The sequence below is a fragment of the Nibricoccus aquaticus genome, assembly GCF_002310495.1.
Taxonomy (GTDB): domain Bacteria; phylum Verrucomicrobiota; class Verrucomicrobiia; order Opitutales; family Opitutaceae; genus Nibricoccus; species Nibricoccus aquaticus.
This window is the reverse complement of sequence record NZ_CP023344.1, coordinates 2996875-3014631: the sequence shown is the minus strand read 5'-3', so window position 1 is coordinate 3014631 and position 17757 is coordinate 2996875. Positions and strand designations below refer to the sequence as shown.

15 protein-coding genes are annotated in these 17757 nt (G+C 60.4%); 12 read left to right on the top strand and 3 right to left on the bottom strand.

The window, feature by feature from the left end; all coding sequences use genetic code 11:
- Positions 1 to 105: 105 nt before the first annotated feature.
- A complete protein-coding gene (locus tag CMV30_RS12060) occupies positions 106 to 642 on the top strand; it encodes a hypothetical protein (RefSeq protein WP_096056264.1) in 537 nt (178 codons plus the stop codon).
- Between the two features lie 207 nt (positions 643 to 849).
- Positions 850 to 1143, top strand: coding sequence for a LysR family transcriptional regulator (locus CMV30_RS12055; RefSeq protein ID WP_096056263.1), 294 nt, complete (start codon positions 850 to 852; stop codon positions 1141 to 1143).
- Here the strand turns inward: CMV30_RS12055 and mobA are convergent.
- Positions 1127 to 1720 (bottom strand): molybdenum cofactor guanylyltransferase, encoded by a 594-nt coding sequence (mobA, locus tag CMV30_RS12050; RefSeq protein ID WP_175414854.1) that lies wholly within the window; start codon positions 1718 to 1720, stop codon positions 1127 to 1129. The genes CMV30_RS12055 and mobA overlap by 17 nt on opposite strands.
- Before the next feature lie 144 nt (positions 1721 to 1864).
- Between mobA and CMV30_RS12045 the strand changes: the two genes are divergently transcribed.
- From CMV30_RS12045 to CMV30_RS12020, 6 genes are all read left to right on the top strand, one after another.
- Positions 1865 to 3178: a hypothetical protein gene (locus CMV30_RS12045; RefSeq protein WP_138223273.1), complete on the top strand. Its 1314-nt coding sequence runs from the start codon at positions 1865 to 1867 to the stop codon at positions 3176 to 3178.
- A 381-nt stretch (positions 3179 to 3559) separates the two neighbouring features.
- Positions 3560 to 4591: an NAD-dependent epimerase/dehydratase family protein gene (locus CMV30_RS12040; protein ID WP_096056260.1), complete on the top strand. Its 1032-nt coding sequence runs from the start codon at positions 3560 to 3562 to the stop codon at positions 4589 to 4591.
- A gap of 13 nt (positions 4592 to 4604) precedes the next feature.
- The gene (locus tag CMV30_RS12035; RefSeq protein ID WP_096056259.1) at positions 4605 to 5651 is read left to right on the top strand and encodes a dihydrodipicolinate synthase family protein; all 1047 of its coding nucleotides are present in this window, start codon (positions 4605 to 4607) and stop codon (positions 5649 to 5651) included.
- Positions 5648 to 6517 carry a Gfo/Idh/MocA family protein gene (locus CMV30_RS12030; protein ID WP_096056258.1) on the top strand — a complete coding sequence of 290 codons (870 nt, stop codon included), beginning with the start codon at positions 5648 to 5650 and terminating at the stop codon, positions 6515 to 6517. Before CMV30_RS12035 ends, CMV30_RS12030 begins: the two co-directional genes overlap by 4 nt.
- A 7-nt stretch (positions 6518 to 6524) precedes the next feature.
- Complete coding sequence (locus CMV30_RS12025) at positions 6525 to 7682, top strand: M20 family metallopeptidase (RefSeq protein ID WP_096056257.1); 1158 nt, start codon at positions 6525 to 6527, stop codon at positions 7680 to 7682.
- A gap of 113 nt (positions 7683 to 7795) precedes the next feature.
- Positions 7796 to 8437 (top strand): TetR/AcrR family transcriptional regulator, encoded by a 642-nt coding sequence (locus tag CMV30_RS12020; RefSeq protein ID WP_096056256.1) that lies wholly within the window; start codon positions 7796 to 7798, stop codon positions 8435 to 8437.
- Here CMV30_RS12020 and CMV30_RS12015 read toward each other — a convergent pair.
- A complete protein-coding gene (locus CMV30_RS12015; RefSeq protein WP_138223272.1) occupies positions 8418 to 10832 on the bottom strand; it encodes a glucosidase family protein in 2415 nt (804 codons plus the stop codon). The genes CMV30_RS12020 and CMV30_RS12015 overlap by 20 nt on opposite strands.
- Positions 10833 to 11115: 283 nt before the next feature.
- Here CMV30_RS12015 and CMV30_RS12010 point away from each other — a divergent pair, with 283 nt between their 5' ends.
- Entirely contained in the window at positions 11116 to 13308 is a 2193-nt protein-coding gene (locus CMV30_RS12010; protein WP_138223271.1) for a hypothetical protein, read from the top strand.
- A 31-nt stretch (positions 13309 to 13339) separates the two neighbouring features.
- Here CMV30_RS12010 and CMV30_RS12005 read toward each other — a convergent pair whose 3' ends face one another.
- Complete coding sequence (locus tag CMV30_RS12005) at positions 13340 to 14188, bottom strand: helix-turn-helix domain-containing protein (protein ID WP_096056253.1); 849 nt, start codon at positions 14186 to 14188, stop codon at positions 13340 to 13342.
- A 72-nt stretch (positions 14189 to 14260) separates the two neighbouring features.
- Here CMV30_RS12005 and CMV30_RS12000 point away from each other — a divergent pair, with 72 nt between their 5' ends.
- The 3 genes from CMV30_RS12000 to CMV30_RS11990 all read left to right on the top strand — a co-directional run bounded on the left by CMV30_RS12000 (position 14261) and on the right by CMV30_RS11990 (position 17727).
- Positions 14261 to 15187 carry a phytanoyl-CoA dioxygenase family protein gene (locus CMV30_RS12000; RefSeq protein ID WP_096056252.1) on the top strand — a complete coding sequence of 309 codons (927 nt, stop codon included), beginning with the start codon at positions 14261 to 14263 and terminating at the stop codon, positions 15185 to 15187.
- A gap of 20 nt (positions 15188 to 15207) precedes the next feature.
- Complete coding sequence (locus CMV30_RS11995) at positions 15208 to 16527, top strand: DUF455 family protein (RefSeq protein WP_096056251.1); 1320 nt, start codon at positions 15208 to 15210, stop codon at positions 16525 to 16527.
- A 90-nt stretch (positions 16528 to 16617) separates the two neighbouring features.
- On the top strand, positions 16618 to 17727 hold the full coding sequence (locus CMV30_RS11990; RefSeq protein WP_096056250.1) for a Gfo/Idh/MocA family protein: 1110 nt from the start codon (positions 16618 to 16620) through the stop codon (positions 17725 to 17727).
- Positions 17728 to 17757 lie beyond the last annotated feature (30 nt).

The window sequence follows — 17757 nt, the reverse complement described above, 5'->3', positions numbered from 1 at the left end:
GTGGGCCCGAAAGGATTTCAGATTGTCATTCCGGGCGAAGCGCGGAATCCAGAGCGGTTTCCCGCGTGCAATCCAGCCGGATTCGCGCCCCCTCCAAGATCCTTTATGGCCAACAACCCGCCACCGCTCCCGTCAGAAATTCTCAGCCGCGTCCTGAGAGTCGCCTCCATGGACGGTCGCCTCCTCATGATTGTCGCCGGCACGATGGCCATCCTCCACGCCGCCGCCCATCAGTCCACCGGCGCGATCGTCGGCGTTCTCGTCGCCGGTACCGGCGCGATCGAACTTCACGGCGCCAGCCAGCTCCGCTCCGGCGATCCACGCGGCATGGACTGGCTCGTCCGCAGCCAGCTCCTGCTCCTCGCCACGATGCTCCTCTACTCCGCGTACCAGCTCACCCACTTCGACCCAGCCACCGTTGAACAAATTCCCTTCACCCCGGAGCAACTCGAAGCATTCAAAGTCTACCGTCTCTCGAAGGAGACCGCCGTGTACTACGCGCACATAATCTCCTACACCACCGTCGGCCTCGTCACCCTGATCTACCAGGGCCTCATGGCCCTCTACTATCACCGCCGCCGCTCCGCCGTCGCGACCGCGCTCGACGAAGAACTCTTCGACGCCCTCGACGACCGCGACTGAGCCTGCTTATTGCCCGGCGCCTTATCCGCCGGACCCACGACCGGTCGTGCGCCTCCTCACGTCGCACGCACCACGTATGCCTTCGTCATCATGAGCCCACGACCGGCGTTTCATGAAAAACTTTCCTACGAGTTCCCCGGGCGCCTTCTGCCGCTGGCTTGGCACCTGCTCACCTGTGCCCGCAACCACCGCCTGTGGGACCACCGTATGACGCCCATTCTCGACAGCCGTAAACTCCTCGCCTTCACAACTCTCGCGCGCGTTGGCAGCTTCACGCACGCCGCCCGCGAACTCCACCTCACACAGTCCGCCGTCAGCCACGCCATCAAATCACTCGAACAAGACCTCGAGTGCCGCCTCTTCGACCGCCTCGGCCGCCACGTCAACCTCACCGCCGCCGGCCGTCAGCTGCTCAATCACGCCGATAAAATTCTCACCGAGATGCGCACCGCCCGCGAAGACCTCATGGCCCTCACTAAAGGCCTCACCGCTGGCCGCTGACATCCGCTGGATCGTTCCAGTTTTCAAACCACACCGCCTCGGCATCCGGGATTTCCTGCACGCGCAAAAATCCCTCGTCCACCGCCCGCGCGATCAGCTTTTGCAGCGACAGCTCCCGGTCCGACACCGCCGCCCGCACCATCGGCAGCATCGCCTGCGGATAAATCGCCGCCAGCGGTTCGAAATTTCCATCTGCCCGCGCACCGATCACGCCGATCCGGTCCGAACACCGCTCGCGCAACCGCGCGAACCACGCCAGCGGCACCCGCGGCATATCCACCGCCAGCACCAGCAGATGCGATCCGCGTGACTTAGCCAGCCCCGCCGCAATCCCCGCGATCGGCCCTAGCGATTCCGGCGTCGCATCGACGACCCGTGTCACATCCAGCGGCGGCCACTTCTGCTCCGCCCGCACCGACAGCATCCGGTCCGCCGCTCCCGCCTGCGCGATCAGATTATACTGCCGCCGCCACAACGGCACGCCCTCGAACTCCACCAGCGCCTTGTCGCTCCCCATCCGCGTCGACAGACCACCGGCGAGAACGACACCACTCAAAAGTGCGATAGAAGAAGGCATGGGGCGGGGAAAAAAGTTGTTCCGAGGTTGCGAGTGACCGCGCCTCCGCCAAGTCCCAATTCTAGGCTTGCGGCGCGCACGCGGCATGAGCGCTTTCATGCACAAATAACTCGCATCGATAAAAACTGTCGATGCGGTGGGCGCATGAAGCCCTCTTTCATTTTTTGGATACTCGCGTGTTTATTAACGACCGCTGCTGTCGCTGCCCCACAACCGAGGGTTTCCCGAAACCTCCTCGAAAAAGCCGTTTCAACCGATGCACCCCGCTGGAAGTTTATCGATCATCGGCACTATCGGGAAATGGCCCCCACGTTTGCCCTGCAATTTCTCGCCGTCGCCACCCACGAAGCGCCGGATTACTCCATAGCTGACAAATCCCTGGCCCAACATCTCGCTGAGAAACTTCGCTACTTCCTCGTAACGCCCCACCCATATGAAGACGGCACCACCCGCGAGCCCGAGGCGCTGGGCGGGATTGGTGGATGGACTCACAATGCAGCCGCACAGTCGCTGCTCCTCGCGCGCAGAACGCCACAAGTCTGGGCCCTGCTCTCCTCCGATGAGAAGCAACGCGCCGATTTGCTGATGCAGGCACTGGCCGTTGCCGCCCATTTCTCGCTCGATGATGACAACAATTTCTACGTCCTGCTCGATGGTGCCTCACATTACCACCGCAGCTGGAATCCCAATCACGTAGCCGGGTATGTCGGCGTGATCATAGCAGCGTCGCTCTATTTCGGGCCTGAGCCATTGGACGAATTCTTCGAGACCTTCGACTTCGACCAATTCGAAAAACGTCTCGACGCGGTTAACTTCCAAAACATCCGCCGCTGCTGGACGTACAATCCTGCGATCCCGAAGCTCTTGATGGAAGGCGGCACGATCGCTCTCGGAGAAAAATCGGTGCTCGCCCGGGGCGTGCCCACGCGGGGCGCTGGAGTGCGCAATCGTTTCACCTACGACGGCATTCCCTTGAGCCAGCCTTGGGCGATGCATCGCGCGGAGGCAGTCAGGCTCTATTCGAAAGCAGTCCGCACTCAGGTGACGATTCACGGGAAAGACACCTCCCGGCTTCTCGAACGAAAATCGAAAGCGACCGTCTCGCCCTGGGAAGGACAAATGGGAATGTGTCACGAGTTTGAAACTACAGACTGGGACGGCCTTCGCACGAGCGCGATCTACGCCTACGAAGGCGTCATGATCGACATCGGTACCGCGAGCACTTTGAAAATTCTCGGCGAGTGGAAGAGCGCAGAAGGTGGCGATATGATCGAGCGCCGGATGGGCGTCGGAATGGCCGATCTGCGCTTCAAGGCATCCGAAGGCTACCGCGGGTGGTCAGGTGGAAAAGAGAACTTCATTTGGTGGGAAAAAGATCTGGAACCAGTGGGTGCCAGCTACGTTTTTAATCTCTGGGAATCGTATTTCGCACCGCCCCCCGTGCCGACACAGCCGTGAGTCTCCCCAATCGTTAGTTCCGATGCGGACTGTGGCGGCTGGCCTTGGTCGCATCGGATTCCTCGGTCCACCCATCTTGCCTTGGACGAAGCGCCTCGGGTGAACTTACCCGAAGCGAGAAACACCCGCAGAGAATTGAACGCTCCCGGGCTGGCGCCGAAACCAACCGCAGAACGTAAGGCTGAATCGTAGCCGTCGCTGAACGGAACGCCAGCAAACGGAATTTTCTCACCCGAAGCATCGCAATAATGGCCAGAAGTAACTAAAGAGTTACATTCTCTTGACCCACGCTCTTCCCGCATTTCATGCTGCAAGCATCGATATGAGACAGGCCCGAAATTGCGCAGTCACGAACCTGGATTTCCCCGTTCAACCCAACCAATGAGCGATTCAAATCCCGCGGCCGAAGGCATCGACCAATTCCTCGCCAACCCGCCTCCCCTCGCGCTAAACGCCGTCAAAGAACTCCACGGTGACTACATCATTCTAGGTGTTGGCGGGAAAATGGGCACGACGCTCGCCCTCATGCTGCGGCGAGCACTCGATCAGACCGGCCGCTCCCATGCGAAGGTCATGGGAGTTTCCCGATTCAGCCACGTAGAAACGCGCGCCACACTCGAATCGCAGGGAGTCCAAACCATTTCGTGCGACCTCGCGGAGCCCGATCAGGTCGCCCTACTCCCACGAGCTGAAAACGTTCTCTACCTCGCGGGTCAAAAATTCGGTACCGCGGACTCACCCGATGCGACGTGGGTGCAAAACACGGTCGTGCCCGCGCTCGTCGCGAGGCATTTCCGCTCCTCCCGCATAGTCGTTTTCTCGACCGGTTGCGTCTATCCTTTCGCGGATACGGCGGGCAACGGCTGCAACGAGCAGACGCCCGTCGCTTTCATCGGAGATTACGCGAGCTCCTGCGTCGGCAGGGAACGTATCTTCTCCCACTATGCCCGGACGTTTGGAACCCGGGTGCTCCTGTTTAGACTGAACTACGCCGTAGAGCTTCGCTACGGCGTGCTGGTCGACATCGCGATGAAAGTGAACCGCGAAGAACCCATCGACGTCAGCACCGGATGGTTGAATTGCATTTACCAATCGGATGCGTGCGCGCGCGCGATCGCCTGCCTGGAACTGACGAGCAATCCGCCCCGCATACTCAATATCACCGGCGCTGAAAAACTGTCCGTTCGTCAACTTGCAGAGGAGTTTGGCCGGCGTCTCCAGCGGACTCCGATCATTCGAGGACAGGAGGAACCCACCGCCTGGCTCGCCGATGCGTCGGAATCGATGACGCTTTTCGGTCCTCCTTCACTCTCCGTGGAGACATTGATAACGATGGTCGCCGCCTACGTGCGCGGTCATGGCCCGACATTGGAAAAGCCCACGCACTTCGAAACCCGCAGCGGTCAATTCTGACGCCCTTTCGATCATGGATCTGCGTAAACATCTTCTAGCGGGCCAGGCCATTCCGGCGCATCCGCTCGCCTTGGACCATCGCCGCCGTTTTTCGGAGCGTCATCAACGCGCCCTCACGCGCTACCACCTCGCCTCCGGCGTGGGCGGACTCGCCGTCGCAGTCCACTCCACGCAGTTCGAAATACGCGATCCCAGCCACAATCTATTTCGCCCGGTGCTGGAACTCGCCGCTGAAACCGCGCGAGATTTCCTCGGCAAACAACCTCGCGACGTTGCCCTCATCGCAGGCGTTTGCGGCCGCACCTCGCAAGCCCTCGACGAGGCGCAGCTGGCACGGGCGTTAGGCTATCACGCCGCTCTCGTCAGCATGGCCGCCTTTCGCGACGAGCCGGAAGAAACCATCCTCGCGCACCTCAGCGTCGTCGCGGAAATCCTGCCGGTGATCGGTTTCTATCTGCAACCCGCCGTCGGCGGTCGCACATTCAGCGTCGATTTTTGGCGAGGCTTTTTCGAAATCGAAAATGTCGTCGCCGTCAAAATCGCCCCGTTCAACCGCTACCAGACCATCGATGTCGTGCGCGCCGCGGTCGAGGTCGGGCGCGAAGACGTCGCGCTCTACACCGGCAACGACGACACCATCATCAGCGACCTGCTCACTCCATTTAGTTTTTCGCACGCCGGACAGCCCGTCACGCGGCGCATCGTCGGCGGCCTGCTCGGCCACTGGGGCGCCTGGACCCGCGCCGCCGTCGACACTTTCAACAAAGCAAAAATCGTCGCATCTCAACCGATGATTAGCAGCGACTGGTTCGCCTGCGCGGCCGCTGTCACGGACATGAATGCCGCCTTGTTTGATGCGGCGAATCGATTCGCTGGATGCATTCCAGGTATTCTCGAAATACTGCGCAGACAGCGCTTGGTAGAAACAAATCTGTGTCTGAATCCACACGAGAAACTTTCGCCGGGCCAAGCCGAAGAGCTGACCCGCGTTACCACCGCCTATCCTCAACTCACTGACGATGACTTCATCGCAGAAAATCTGGACGCCTGGCTGAAATGAATCAGGCGCCCGTCCCCCTGCGGCTTGGCATCGTGGGGCTGGATTCTTCCCATGCCGTCTCACTCGCCCGCCTGTGCAATGGCACCTCCAGCCTTCTTAACGCGCGCGTCGTGGCCGCTTGGGCCGGCGGTTCGCTGGACCTTCCGCTAAGTGCCACTCGCATCGACGGGTTCACCCAAGAAGTCCGTGAAATTTTCGGAGTCGAGATTCTCGATACACCCGAGGCTGTGGCCGAGCGCTCGGACGCAGTGGCGATTCTCTCGATGGACGGGCGCGCCCATCCTTCACAATTCGCACGGATCGCTTCACTCCAGCGCCCCATATTTATCAACAAGCCACTCGCGATCACCCGACGCGAAGCTGCCGCCGTCGAAGACCTCGCCCAAAAACACAACGTGCGCTGGTTCTCCGCTTCCGCTCTGAGATTCGCCGCTCACTATGAGCCCAAAGTCCAAAATGCTGAAGTCGAATGCCCACTATGGTTCGAACCGGGTAACGCGGGCTGGTTCTGGTATGGGATACATGGTGTGGAGCTTCTGCTTAAGGTGATGGGGCCAGGCGTGAGAAGTGTTCGCGTAAAAGTTCTCCCCGACCGCGAGATCCTCCACCTCGACTGGAAAAATGGCCGTCGTGGCCGTGTGACCGGGCTGCTGACACGTGAAGCTCCCTATTCGCTGAGTCTCGACGGTGTTCCGCAGCCCTGCATCGATCTCGCTCAAGCGGTCAGTTCGCTCGAAAAATCCATGCTCACCTTTTTCCAAGGTGCCCCGCCTCCGGTAAATCCCGAAGATACACTCGAAGTCATTCAGTGCATCGAAGCGGCCAACCACAGCCGGGTTTGCGGTGGCAGCAAAATTTCACTCTAGGTCATCGATGAATCCGCCTGATTCTTGCGAAGATCTCCTGCGCCAGATGGTAGCCTTCGATACCGTCAATGAGCGTTACGGGGGCCGCCCTGGCGGTGAAACGGACCTGGCCTGCTGGTTGGAGTCTCTTGCCCGGGAGTGGGGCCTGAACTGCCGTCGCTACCCGGTGAGCGAGCCCGCCTTCAACCTGTTGATCGCTTTCGCTCCGCACAGCTCGGGCGCATGGATCTTGCTGGAGAGCCACCTCGACACCGTCGGCGTATCCGGAATGACCATTCAGCCGTTCGAGCTCACCGCGAAAGAGGATCGCCTCTACGCTCGCGGAGCCTGTGACACCAAAGGCTCCGGAGCTGCCATGTTGTGGGCTTTGCGCGCGGTTCAAAAGTCCCGGAGCGCTCCGTGCAATGTGGGCGTCCTTTTCACTGTCGATGAAGAAGCAGGCATGACGGGCGCTTCCACGTTTTCACGGACTGAACTGCCGCGCTGGCCTGGACCGTTGCGCGGCATTGTCGTCGGCGAGCCCACCGAACTTCATCCCGTCATTGCCCACAACGGCGTAGTCAGGTGGACCACCGTGACGCACGGCCTAGCCGCCCATTCTTCAGATCCATCCAAGGGCCGCTCTGCCATCAGCGACATGGTCAAAATCATCGGGGCGCTCGATGAGAACTACCTCCCAGCGGCGCGCCTCAAAAATCATCCACTGACCGGCAACGCTGCATGCAGCATCAACGTGATCCGTGGTGGAACTCAGGTGAACGTGATCCCGGATCGTTGCGAAATTGAAGTCGATCGTCGCATCATCCCCGGCGAAACGGCTGAAGGTGCTCTGGCCGGCCGCGACGCCGCACTGTTGGTGTTGCAACAGCAAGATGCCCCCATCCGCTTCGAGCATTTGCCGCCCTATATCGTTCCGCCGCTTTCACCTGAGCCCAACCGCGCATTCCTTCAAAATATCACCCCAGTCCTAACGCGGCATGGGATTGAACCGGTAGAGCGAGGAGCCCGCTATGTAACCAACGCGAGCCACTACGCCGCAGCGGGAATTCCGACGATCGTCCTCGGTCCCGGCAACATCGCCCAAGCGCACACCGCCGACGAGTGGCTTGCGCGCGACCAACTCATTCAAGCCGTCAAGGTTTACACCGGCATCATGGAGAGCTGAAGAACTCGTTCGTTTGGCTGGAAAACGCGGCGTAAATTGCACCGTGCTTCCAGGAATATTGTGATCCAGTTTGGTTGCGCACACCCCCCAGTCGCTGCCAACTCCTGTCACCCATGCCACGAAAACTCGCAGCCAAACCCACCGAGGAAGTTCCCGTGCGCGATCGCTTGCTGCGCGCCGCCACCACCCTTTTCGCGCGCGCCGGTCTCGATGGGACCACCGTCGACGAGATCGTGGAGACCGCCGAGGTCAACAAGCGCATGGTGTATCACTATTTTGGCAACAAAGAGCAGCTCTATCAGGAAGTGCTGACCGAAGCCTACCGGGGTCTGGAAGTCCTCGAGATCAACACGCTTTCCCACAACCAGGACATCGAGGCCATGACTGCCGAGATCGTCCGGATGTATTTCAACTTCCTGCGCGATCACCCCGAATTCGTGCGGCTGCTCCTGTGGGAAAACCTCAACGACGGGCGCGGTCTGGCCGGGGCGGGCTTCAAACTGAGCAAAGACCCCATGCTCGGAGCACTGAATACTTTTCTTCAAAGCGGTATCGCCGCGGGCAAGATCCGCAACGACATGGACGCGCGTCACCTGCTGATCAGCCTCATCGGCCTGTGCCTCATCTACAGCTCCAACCGGTACACACTCTCGAAAGCGCTGAGCCTCGATCTGGCTTCGCCCAAGGTGAGAGAAGACGGGATTCGTCACGTCACCCGTCTTCTCCTCGAAGGCATCAAGGCTGCGGCATCTTAGAGCGTCCCCAGCGCCAGAAAACGGCTTCGAGAACTCCGAACTGATCGGTCAAAAGCCCTTCGTAACCGCACGGACGATCATCCCAGTAGCGCCAGTCCACGCCGCTCTGGTTTCCGCCAAAAACCTTCGCCTCGGCAAAGCCCACACAGAGCCGGTTGAGCAAGCGGTCGGCTTCGCGCTCAAAACCGTAACGGTAAAGCGCCATCACGAAATGCCGCGTCTGCGAATGCGTCCGCCCGCCGTTCTGATAATAACCGAGCGGATATCCCTGGGCGATGTCCGCCAGATCAAAGTCCGGTATGTGATGCAGATTTCCCGGCAACCCGAGCGACGCATCCGGCAACCCCACCCGCTTCGCCTCGGCTAGCAACCGCTTCAACGCGCCTCGCGCATCTTCCGGCCCCAGTAATCCCGCCGCGATCGCCGCACCATTGACTGCGAGAAATCCGTAGTCGTGCAGCTTGTCCTCTTGGCAGCGCCAGCCGGCGATCCAACCAGTCGCATCATTCCAAAACGCCTTTCGGTAGGCTCCACGCAATTGCTCGGCCCACCCGCGAAGATCGGCCGCGATCGACACTTCTCCGAATCGAGAAACCCCCTCCGCCAGCTCCCCGAGTGCCCCATAGAGAATCGCGTTGGCGAAAGCGTCTTTCCACCCAAACGAAATCACATCGAACCAACAGGTGCTCCACTGGTTCGTGCCACTGACTCCCGTGCGATAGGGGCTTTCAATGAGTCCGTCGCCATCCAGGTCTCGCTCCAGCGCCGCTGAAAGTTTCTTAACAATGTACGGCCTGAATTCGCGAAACCACGCCAGCGACGCGCAATGATTCAGGTAGTCACCGAGCCCGCGTAAGGCCGAAGCGCCTGTCATGAGATATTCGTCATCCGCATCGTGAGAGCTGCCATCCTGCAACAGACGACCGGCAGCGTAACCAGGCCCGCCCGTGAGCCACCGCTCCAACGAGTGCCGCAAGAATTCCACTGCGGGCAATCCAGGGAATACATCTCCCGAGGGAATCGCCACGGAAGACCATGTGTCCATGCAGATAGGGCAATGCATCGACGCGCCGTTATTGCTCAGCGTGGCCGTATCGGCGCGAAAGGTCAGCGCCGTCCACTGTGTCCTCATGAGTGCACGCTTCGCCACGGCGGGGGCGTCGTCCCGGAGCAAAGGCCGCGGAGTTTTTGGCGTGAAAATAAAAACCGCCCGATGAGTCCCCGCACGAAGTCGATAAAGCCCTTCGCGGGTGCGATCCTCACCGAGCTTTAGCTCGAGCGTATTCAAATCCAAACTCCGGCGACAGTCGCTCCTCAGCGAGGCGTCAGGCGTGTTCGATGAAATCTCCCAGCTTCCAAATCCCGGGAGCGTCAGCAAGGCGGGCAGCGCCACTGCGCCTACCTCGCCTTCTTCGATCAGTCGGCCCAGCACATGCGAGGGCGTGGCGCTATTGCGTACGCCGATCATCCAGACGGTGCTGTGCCAGGCGGTGACCGCTTTCTTCGCCGATCTCTCTGCTTCTAGAACCAGCCCTTGCGCAGTGATTCGCCACGTCAGCCGGTAAGCCTGCCCGCCCGAGGTAAACGCATAGCGCACGACGCTTCCTTCAACCTCCGTCACGCCATCGATATCACAGCGAACAGCGGGTGCGATCAGCGGAGCCTTTCCGACAACACTCAGTTGCGGCCCTTGGTGAACAAGCGGGGGGCGGGTCGCCAAAACATTCACACCCGCTTTCGCCGCATCCTCGATGAGCAATCCCAGATGAGAAAAACCTGGCCGCCCCAACGTGAATCCCACTTCAAAATCTGCACTGCGATAGACCACCGCACCGTTCTTCGCTTCGGCCTTCACGCCGGGAGGCAACCCCTGGAGATCGAGTTTCGTCGTGCGCAGCAGCCGCTCGTTTCGCGGCGAGACCGGATCACTCAACTCGCCCTCGAGCACGAACGCGGACATCACCAGATTCCAAGGAGTCCATCCGCCATCGATGCCTGATCGCCTCAACTCGATGATCACACCGGTCGTCTCGATTTTCGGCAGCTTGATCCACTGCGTCACATCCAGCTCGGGTGCCTTCAGTGTGTCGCGCCGGTAAATTTCCTTCCAACGATTTCCCTCCCACGCCAGCACACGCACTCCCACCACCCAGTCCAGATCCTGCCGGCTCCCGCATTTGTGATAACCCTGCCCTCGCCGCACGCCGAGACGAAGCAGTTTCGCCGGAGCCTGCAAACGCACCACGCGCTGATGGATGATGCGCTTTTTGGGCATCCCTTTTTCTGCCGCAAGTGGCTCGGTCCATATCGCGCGTCCAATATCCAGACGTCGATGCGTGAAAAGATCCCCCATGGGCGGTTCATAGTCGGCGATAGCGAGCAGGTCTTGCGGCATACGCCATCACGAGAAAGAGCCTGAGCGGTCAAAGCCAGCGGCCACGAATGTACGGCTTGGGATAAATTGGGTGTCCCTTGGTTTTTGCCCGGCTTTGAGATTGCCACTCTAGCGGCTCCGTTTGCTTCTGCGGCTCGAAATGACTTCTGCTCTCTTACCCTCCCTCACCCTCAAGTCAGTTTTTCACCCCCCGTCCGCGGAACCCTCAGAGATCACCTCCGCACAAGAATTGGCACGAATCAGCAACGCGACTGCGGGGCCCGCAAACACAGCGACAACCGGCGTGATCGTTGCCCTCGCTTCTCGTAATTTGCCGACGCAGCTCCCGTTGAAAGCGAAGGAGTCCAAGGCTTGGATGTGGCTGCGGATAGCCGAGAACGGCACCGGAGAAATCATCGCCACGCACGGCTCGTTTCTTTTTGCCGCAGTGCGCTTGCTCTCATCTGGAATCAGCGAACTGACCCGTGAGAAACTCGCAGCAGGCCTGTGGCTGCCGGCCACCTTCGGCTGGCACCGCCCCCATTGGGACGCCTGCTACACGCAGTACTGGCGCAGCGCCCGGAAGTTTGATCCCGAGCACTATGTCGCGACGCTTGCTGAAGCAGGATTCACTCACTGCGAGGTCAACGGCCTGCAGGCGCATATGCCCTACGAGGACTCCGTGGCGTTCGAATATTATCCGCAGTTCTACACCTACGCGCCTGGCTTTAACCACTTTGTCGATACGCCACTCACCCAGGGCATCTGGCCGGCGCAGTACCTCGACGCGAACCTGAATCATCTCAAAAAACTCGCCGACCTCGGCCGTCGCTACGGCCTGAAACCCGGCGTGTGCATGTTTGAACCGCGCACGATGCCGGATCGTTTCTTCGCCAAATACCCGACCCTTCGCGGCGCTCGCGTGGACCACCCGTTCCGTTCGCGCCTCCCGCGCTACACGATGGCTCAGGATCACCCGATCGTGCAGCGCCATTACCGCGAAGCTCTGAAGAAGATCGTGAAGGCCGTTCCCGATCTGAGCTACATGTCCGTCTGGACCAACGATAGCGGCGCAGGCTTCGAGCACACGTCTTCGCTCTACGTGGGCCGCAACGGCGGTCCGTACATGATCCGTGAGTGGCGCAATCACGATAAGATCGCGCAGGCGGCCGGCCAGAGCATCGTGCGTTTCCTGAAAAATCTCCAAGGCGCGGCTGCTGAGGTTAACCCGGACTTCGATGTCATTCTCCGCATCGAGCCCTTCAAAGTGGAGCACGAGCACATCAAGGCCGGCATGGGTGAACACGTCACCTGGGAGGCGCCTTCGCTGCTCGTTCGAGGCTACAGCGTTCCTTACTCGCATCCGAAGTATCCGGAAAATCTCGGCGTAGCCGGCAGCATCTTCCACACGACGATGGACAAGGCCGAGCGCGAAACACTCGAGCAATCTCGCGCTCAAGGCGTCGAGCCGGTTCTCCACTATTCTGCCTCGGGCGTGATGAATCACGAACCACTCCTCGGCCTGCCCTTCCCGCGCATGGTGCACAGCAAACTCACCGCCGTCAGCGAAACCGGCATCAGCCGCATCAGCTGTCTCGGCGGTCTCACGAACACGAGCCAGGCGCCGTATTGGCCCAATCCCGTCGCCATCCGCGCCGCTCAATTCTTCCCCGGAAAACCCATCGACCAGGTTCTCTCCGAATACGCGACCCAGCTCGTCGGCGCAGAAAACGCGAAAACGCTCACGACCGCTTGGCAGGATTTCGAGGATGCGCTCACCGGCCAGCCGCTCGTCGGCCTCTATTGCGCCTTTGGCTTTTGCTGGCAGCGCACATGGGATCGCCCGTTTGTCCCCGATGCCGAAGCCGTTCCCGCCCCCGAGCGCGAGTACTACGAGCGTCACGGCTGCTTCCAGCACAACAACCCCGGCCTGATCGATCTGGGCAAAGACGTGCTCTTCGATCTCATCACGCGCGACTCCGGCAAAAAGATGGCCGCCGACATGGATCGCGAAGTCATCGCGCGGCTGCACCCGCTGATTGCGCGACTGGAAAAAATCGCCGCAGGCCTCGCTGGCGAGCCATGCAATGTCTTCACCGATCTCCGCGATCGCGTCCGCGCCTATCTGCACTGGGTCACGAGCCTGCGCAGCGTATGTGCCTGGTGCGAAAACGTGTACGGCTACCTTCAGGCAACCGACGACACCATCCGGTCCACGTGCGAAAAAAATCTTCAGTCGGCGATCGATGGGGAGCTCACGAACATTCGCGGCCTCATCGAGCTTCTGGAAACAACGTCCTCCGAAGTTCTCGTCGTTTCGGGCATCGCCGAGAACACATTCTTCTACGGTGAAAACCTCGTCGAACATCTGAAGACCAAAGTCCGGCTCACCGAGAAATACCGGCACCACAAACCCCGCATCGATCCCGACATGTTCTGGCGTCCGATTCCCGGCACCACTTGGCCGGAAGGCTGGTCCGCCTCGGCAAACGCCTGACCTCTCCCATCCACCGCGCCCCGGCTTCGCTCTAGCCGCGGGCGCGACGCCGGTATTCGGACGGCGTCTGACCGATGTGCTGCTTAAAAGCTTTCGAAAAATGAAAGACGTCGCAAAACCCGAGTTCCTCCGCGACCTGCTTGAACGAATGCTCCCCGTGATAAATCGCCGCGCACGCCCAATCCAGGCGACGCCGTTTTTGATAGCGCCCCGGAGATTCGCCCGTTTGCTGCACGAAGCGCTTGCGGAAATTCTCGTAATTAAACCCCACCTGACGCGCCACCGCTTGCGGCGATGGCCAGCCTTCCGAGGTGCGATCGCCCAATAGCTGTAAGCTTCGCTCGAGCCAGGCTTCACGCCCCGACTGGCTGCTCTTGTCCGCGTCCGTAGCCACCATTTGCGCGAGCACCTGCAAGAACCGCCCGACCGATCGCAGCGACGCTCCCGGGCTGTGTTGCGACTCACCTTTCACCACATCGTGCAATCGGCGCCTCCAGTAATCCGGTGATCCGAGCCGCAGCACCGGGCGCTCGGGAGCGAGTAATCCCTGCGCCCGCCAAAGCTGAAACTGAGGCCCATCAAACACAAAGTAGATCTGCGCCCACTCGGTCCCGGGCAGTGGGCCATACGCGTGCGCGATCTCGGGAAAAACCAGCACCACATCGCCGGCCGCCCATTCGAGCTTGGTCCCCCGCGCGTCTTGGTAGTAGCCCCGGCCCTCCACCATGAGCACGAGAGTGAAACGTCTCAAAATCCGCATATTTGCCGGATCCAGCCCAGTCACGTTTCTCAGCAATCCCGCCAGCTCGATCTCCCCCACCGCTGTGCGTAACGGGCTCTGCAACCACGGTTCGGCCCGGTATTTTAATGCAGACGGCATCGGCCCAAAAATTACATCACTAATCCCAGTTCAACCATTTAATGGTCCGCATAAGAGGTGTAGATTATTTTCATGAGCCACCCCACAGACACCCTTCCCCAGCTTTATTCCTACGGCCACGAACTCGACATGGCCGAAGACAAGGTCGGCTGGCTGCGCGAATCCAATGACGCCGCTGACGACATGGAGGAGCTTCACCGCCGCTTCGAAGAAGACGGTTACCTTTACATGCCCGGCTATCTGGACCGCGACGAAGTGCTCGCCGCCCGCGCCAGCCTGACCGACCGCCTAGCCGAAGCCGGCGTTCTCGATCCTGCCTATCCTACGATCGATGGCGTGTGCAAACCAGGCTCTGGATACGTTTTCAAACCGGAGATCACTGCCAACAATCCCGCCATCCAGAACCTCCTCTATTCGGGACGTCTGCCAGAGTTCTATTCGAAATTCCTCAACGAGCCTATCCGGCATTACGATTTCACCTGGTTGCGCGCGATTGGTCCCGGCAAAGGCACCAACCCGCACTGTGATCTTCCCTACATGGGCCGCGGCACACACTCACACATGACCTGCTGGGTTCCGTACGGAGACATCTCCCTCACTCTTGGCGGGCTGATGATTCTTGAGGGCTCGCACAAGCGCATGGATCTCCTGAAGAACTACGTTTACCGCGACGTCGACGGCTTCTGCGAAAACAAACCCAAGGAAGTGGAAACCGCGAAGGCCGGTAAATGGTCCTTCTCCGGCAGCCTCTCGCACAACCCTCCAGTCGTGCGCGAAAAATTCGGCGGTCGCTGGCTCACCACCGAATTCAAAGCCGGCGATTTCATCACCTTCGGCATGTTCCTGGTTCACGCCTCGCTCGATAACCGCACCGAAAATCGTCTGCGCATTTCCAGCGATGCCCGCTACCAACGCGCGAGCGAGCCCATCGACGAGCGCTGGGTAGGCATCAATCCTCCCGGCCACAGCACCGCAGGCAAACGCGGCCGCATCTGCTAACGCTGCATCGAATTTATCCGATGGCCGCCCCCTCCGTCTCCGCTCCTGTACACATCTCCACGTCCGGCCGCATGGCCGCTGTTCAACACATGGCGCGCATGCAGCGCCTGCTGTTTGAAGTGGAGCGTGAGTTCGTTCGCACCGCCACCACGCTGATCTACCGCGCCGGCGAACCGGAGTTGAAGTATCTGCTTTGCCAGCACGTGTGGGAGTCGGCCGGACACGCCCGCTTCTTGCGGGAACGCGGTCGCGAGATGAGCGGCTTTGGCTCCGGGGAAAGCGTCCGTGAAAGCATCAGGCGTCTTTTCAACGAAGCGGTCATGCCCTCCGACGTTTCGGTGGCCCTCGCCGGATTCTATCGGGTGATCAAACCTGCGCTGCTCGCGTCCTATCGGCATTACCTCGAAGCGACCCATCATCTCGCTGACTGGCCGTCGCGTCGCCTGGTCGAGGAATTCATCAACGACGAAACCCGCCATACCGAAGAGATCACCCCGTACCTCGCGACCATCCACGCCAGCTACTGGACGGATCATCTCTCCGCGATTGTGGACAGCCTCGGAGGATTGCTAGGCGAACGCCCCGCAATCCCACTCGCGGCCGGCTCCGCTTGGGAACACGAAAAGCGCGCGTATACTCACCCTCCTACCTGCAACCGCGGCCCCTACCCGACGTGCTCAAGTGCGTTCAGTTATGACCCGGATGAAACGCCCATCGTTCGCTCCTGGCTGGTCGATCCGAAGACCGATGCACGCGTGATCCGTCTGATGGTGTATGTCTGGCTGATGATGGAGCTGGATGCCGTCGATTACCTCGCGACCATTTTCTACGACACGCCCGAAGCCTCTTTCGATCTGCACCACGACATGGCCCGTCACCTCTGGGACGAGTCGCGCCACAGCCAGTTTGGTTATCGCCAGCTGCCGAAACTCGGCGTCGATCTCATGACGCTCGAGCACTCGCTCGACCTCTACAATATCCTCGTCCAGATGCCGCCGCATGAACGCTACGCGATGATGACGATGGAATTTGAAGCCGGCAGTTTTCCCACGAAGGCGACCGTGATGGATCGCGTGCGTGAGTTAAACGACTTCGAGGCCGACACGCTTCTGGCCTTCGATCGCAACGACGAACAAAACCACGTCCGCTACGGCCATCATTGGCTGCCGCAGATCATGGCGTTGTGTGGTGAAACCCGGCCCGTCGATGAATTCGTGAAGGCCACTCAGGCGCGCTTTGCAGAACTGGCCAAAGTTCACGGCGGTCGCACTCCCCATTCGCTCGCTCCCGAGCGCCGGCTCACCGGCAATAAGGTTCTCCAGCTCGCACTCAGTCGCTAAACACCGCGAAACTCCTGCGGGAAATTCGCGTCGCGCTCACTCCATGCTCGACGTCGTTGCTAGGTCGGCGGGAAAATCCCCTCTCCAAGAATGAACAAAACCTACCGCGCAGTCATCGTCGGCACCGGTTCCATCAGCGACGCACACCTCCGCGCCATTGAGACCACCCATGGACGGGTTACCATGGAGGCTGCGATGGACATCGATCCCGTGCGGGGCGCCGACTTCGTGAAGCGGAATAAGATTCCGCGCCACTTCACCGATTACGCGACCATGCTGGCCGAAGTGAAACCTGACCTGGTTTTCATCGCCACTCCACCCGCGCAACACGCACCGATGAGCATCGCCGCGATGGAAGCCGGTGCTTGGGTTTTTTGCGAAAAACCCCTCTGCGGTTCTCTCGCCGAACTTGATCGCATCTCCGAAGCCGAGAAACGCACGGGCTGCTACACTGCGTGCATTCTTCAAATGCGCTTCGGTTCTTCGACCGCCCACGTTCGCCGTTTGTCTGATGAAGGCCACCTCGGCCGCCCGCTCGTCGGCGTGTGCAACACGCTCTGGTTCCGCGACGCCGCCTATTACTCCGTGCCCTGGCGCGGCCGCTGGGCGACTGAACTCGGCGGGCCCACCATGGGCCTGGGTATCCATGCGATGGATCACTTCCTCCACTTGATGGGCGACTGGCGCGAAGTGCGCGCCCTCGCCGCCACGCTCGACCGCGCGATCGAAGTCGAAGACGTTTCCATGGCCCTCGTGACGTTCGCAAACGGCGCAGTCGGCTCGATCGTCAACAGCGCGCTAAGCCCGCGTCAGGAAACCTACCTTCGTCTCGATTACCAACAGGGTACCATCGAGCTCACCCACCTCTACGGCTACACCCGCGACAACTGGAAATTCACGCCCGTCCCGCCCGCGCACGACGACTCCTTGCTGCAAGCCTGGCAATCGTTCCCACCCGATGTCGGATCGACCCACGGCGCGCAGCTGAACGCGCTCGTCGCCGATATGGACGCGAAACGCCAGCCCCTCACTTCCGGCGAAGAATCCCGCAAGACGCTCGAGCTGCTCACCGCGATCTACAAATCCGCGTTCACCGGCGAGATCGTCTCGCGCGGCTCCATCAAACCGGGCGACCCCTTCTACACGGCCTTGCACGGCCAGTGCTCGCCGCGCCGGGTCACCACCAAGTCTGTCAGCTGATCAACGGCCGTCCTAAATTCCACGAGTCAG

Excerpts from the sequence above, each read along its gene's own strand:
- CMV30_RS12060 (WP_096056264.1), top strand. The coding sequence starts at position 106 with ATGGCCAACAACCCGCCACCGCTCCCGTCAGAAATTCTCAGCCGCGTC.
- CMV30_RS12055 (WP_096056263.1), top strand. The coding sequence starts at position 850 with ATGACGCCCATTCTCGACAGCCGTAAACTCCTCGCCTTCACAACTCTC.
- mobA (WP_175414854.1), bottom strand. The coding sequence starts at position 1,720 with ATGCCTTCTTCTATCGCACTTTTGAGTGGTGTCGTTCTCGCCGGTGGT.
- CMV30_RS12045 (WP_138223273.1), top strand. The coding sequence starts at position 1,865 with ATGAAGCCCTCTTTCATTTTTTGGATACTCGCGTGTTTATTAACGACC.
- CMV30_RS12040 (WP_096056260.1), top strand. The coding sequence starts at position 3,560 with ATGAGCGATTCAAATCCCGCGGCCGAAGGCATCGACCAATTCCTCGCC.
- CMV30_RS12035 (WP_096056259.1), top strand. The coding sequence starts at position 4,605 with ATGGATCTGCGTAAACATCTTCTAGCGGGCCAGGCCATTCCGGCGCAT.
- CMV30_RS12030 (WP_096056258.1), top strand. The coding sequence starts at position 5,648 with ATGAATCAGGCGCCCGTCCCCCTGCGGCTTGGCATCGTGGGGCTGGAT.
- CMV30_RS12025 (WP_096056257.1), top strand. The coding sequence starts at position 6,525 with ATGAATCCGCCTGATTCTTGCGAAGATCTCCTGCGCCAGATGGTAGCC.
- CMV30_RS12020 (WP_096056256.1), top strand. The coding sequence starts at position 7,796 with ATGCCACGAAAACTCGCAGCCAAACCCACCGAGGAAGTTCCCGTGCGC.
- CMV30_RS12015 (WP_138223272.1), bottom strand. The coding sequence starts at position 10,832 with ATGCCGCAAGACCTGCTCGCTATCGCCGACTATGAACCGCCCATGGGG.
- CMV30_RS12005 (WP_096056253.1), bottom strand. The coding sequence starts at position 14,188 with ATGCCGTCTGCATTAAAATACCGGGCCGAACCGTGGTTGCAGAGCCCG.
- CMV30_RS12000 (WP_096056252.1), top strand. The coding sequence starts at position 14,261 with ATGAGCCACCCCACAGACACCCTTCCCCAGCTTTATTCCTACGGCCAC.
- CMV30_RS11995 (WP_096056251.1), top strand. The coding sequence starts at position 15,208 with ATGGCCGCCCCCTCCGTCTCCGCTCCTGTACACATCTCCACGTCCGGC.
- CMV30_RS11990 (WP_096056250.1), top strand. The coding sequence starts at position 16,618 with ATGAACAAAACCTACCGCGCAGTCATCGTCGGCACCGGTTCCATCAGC.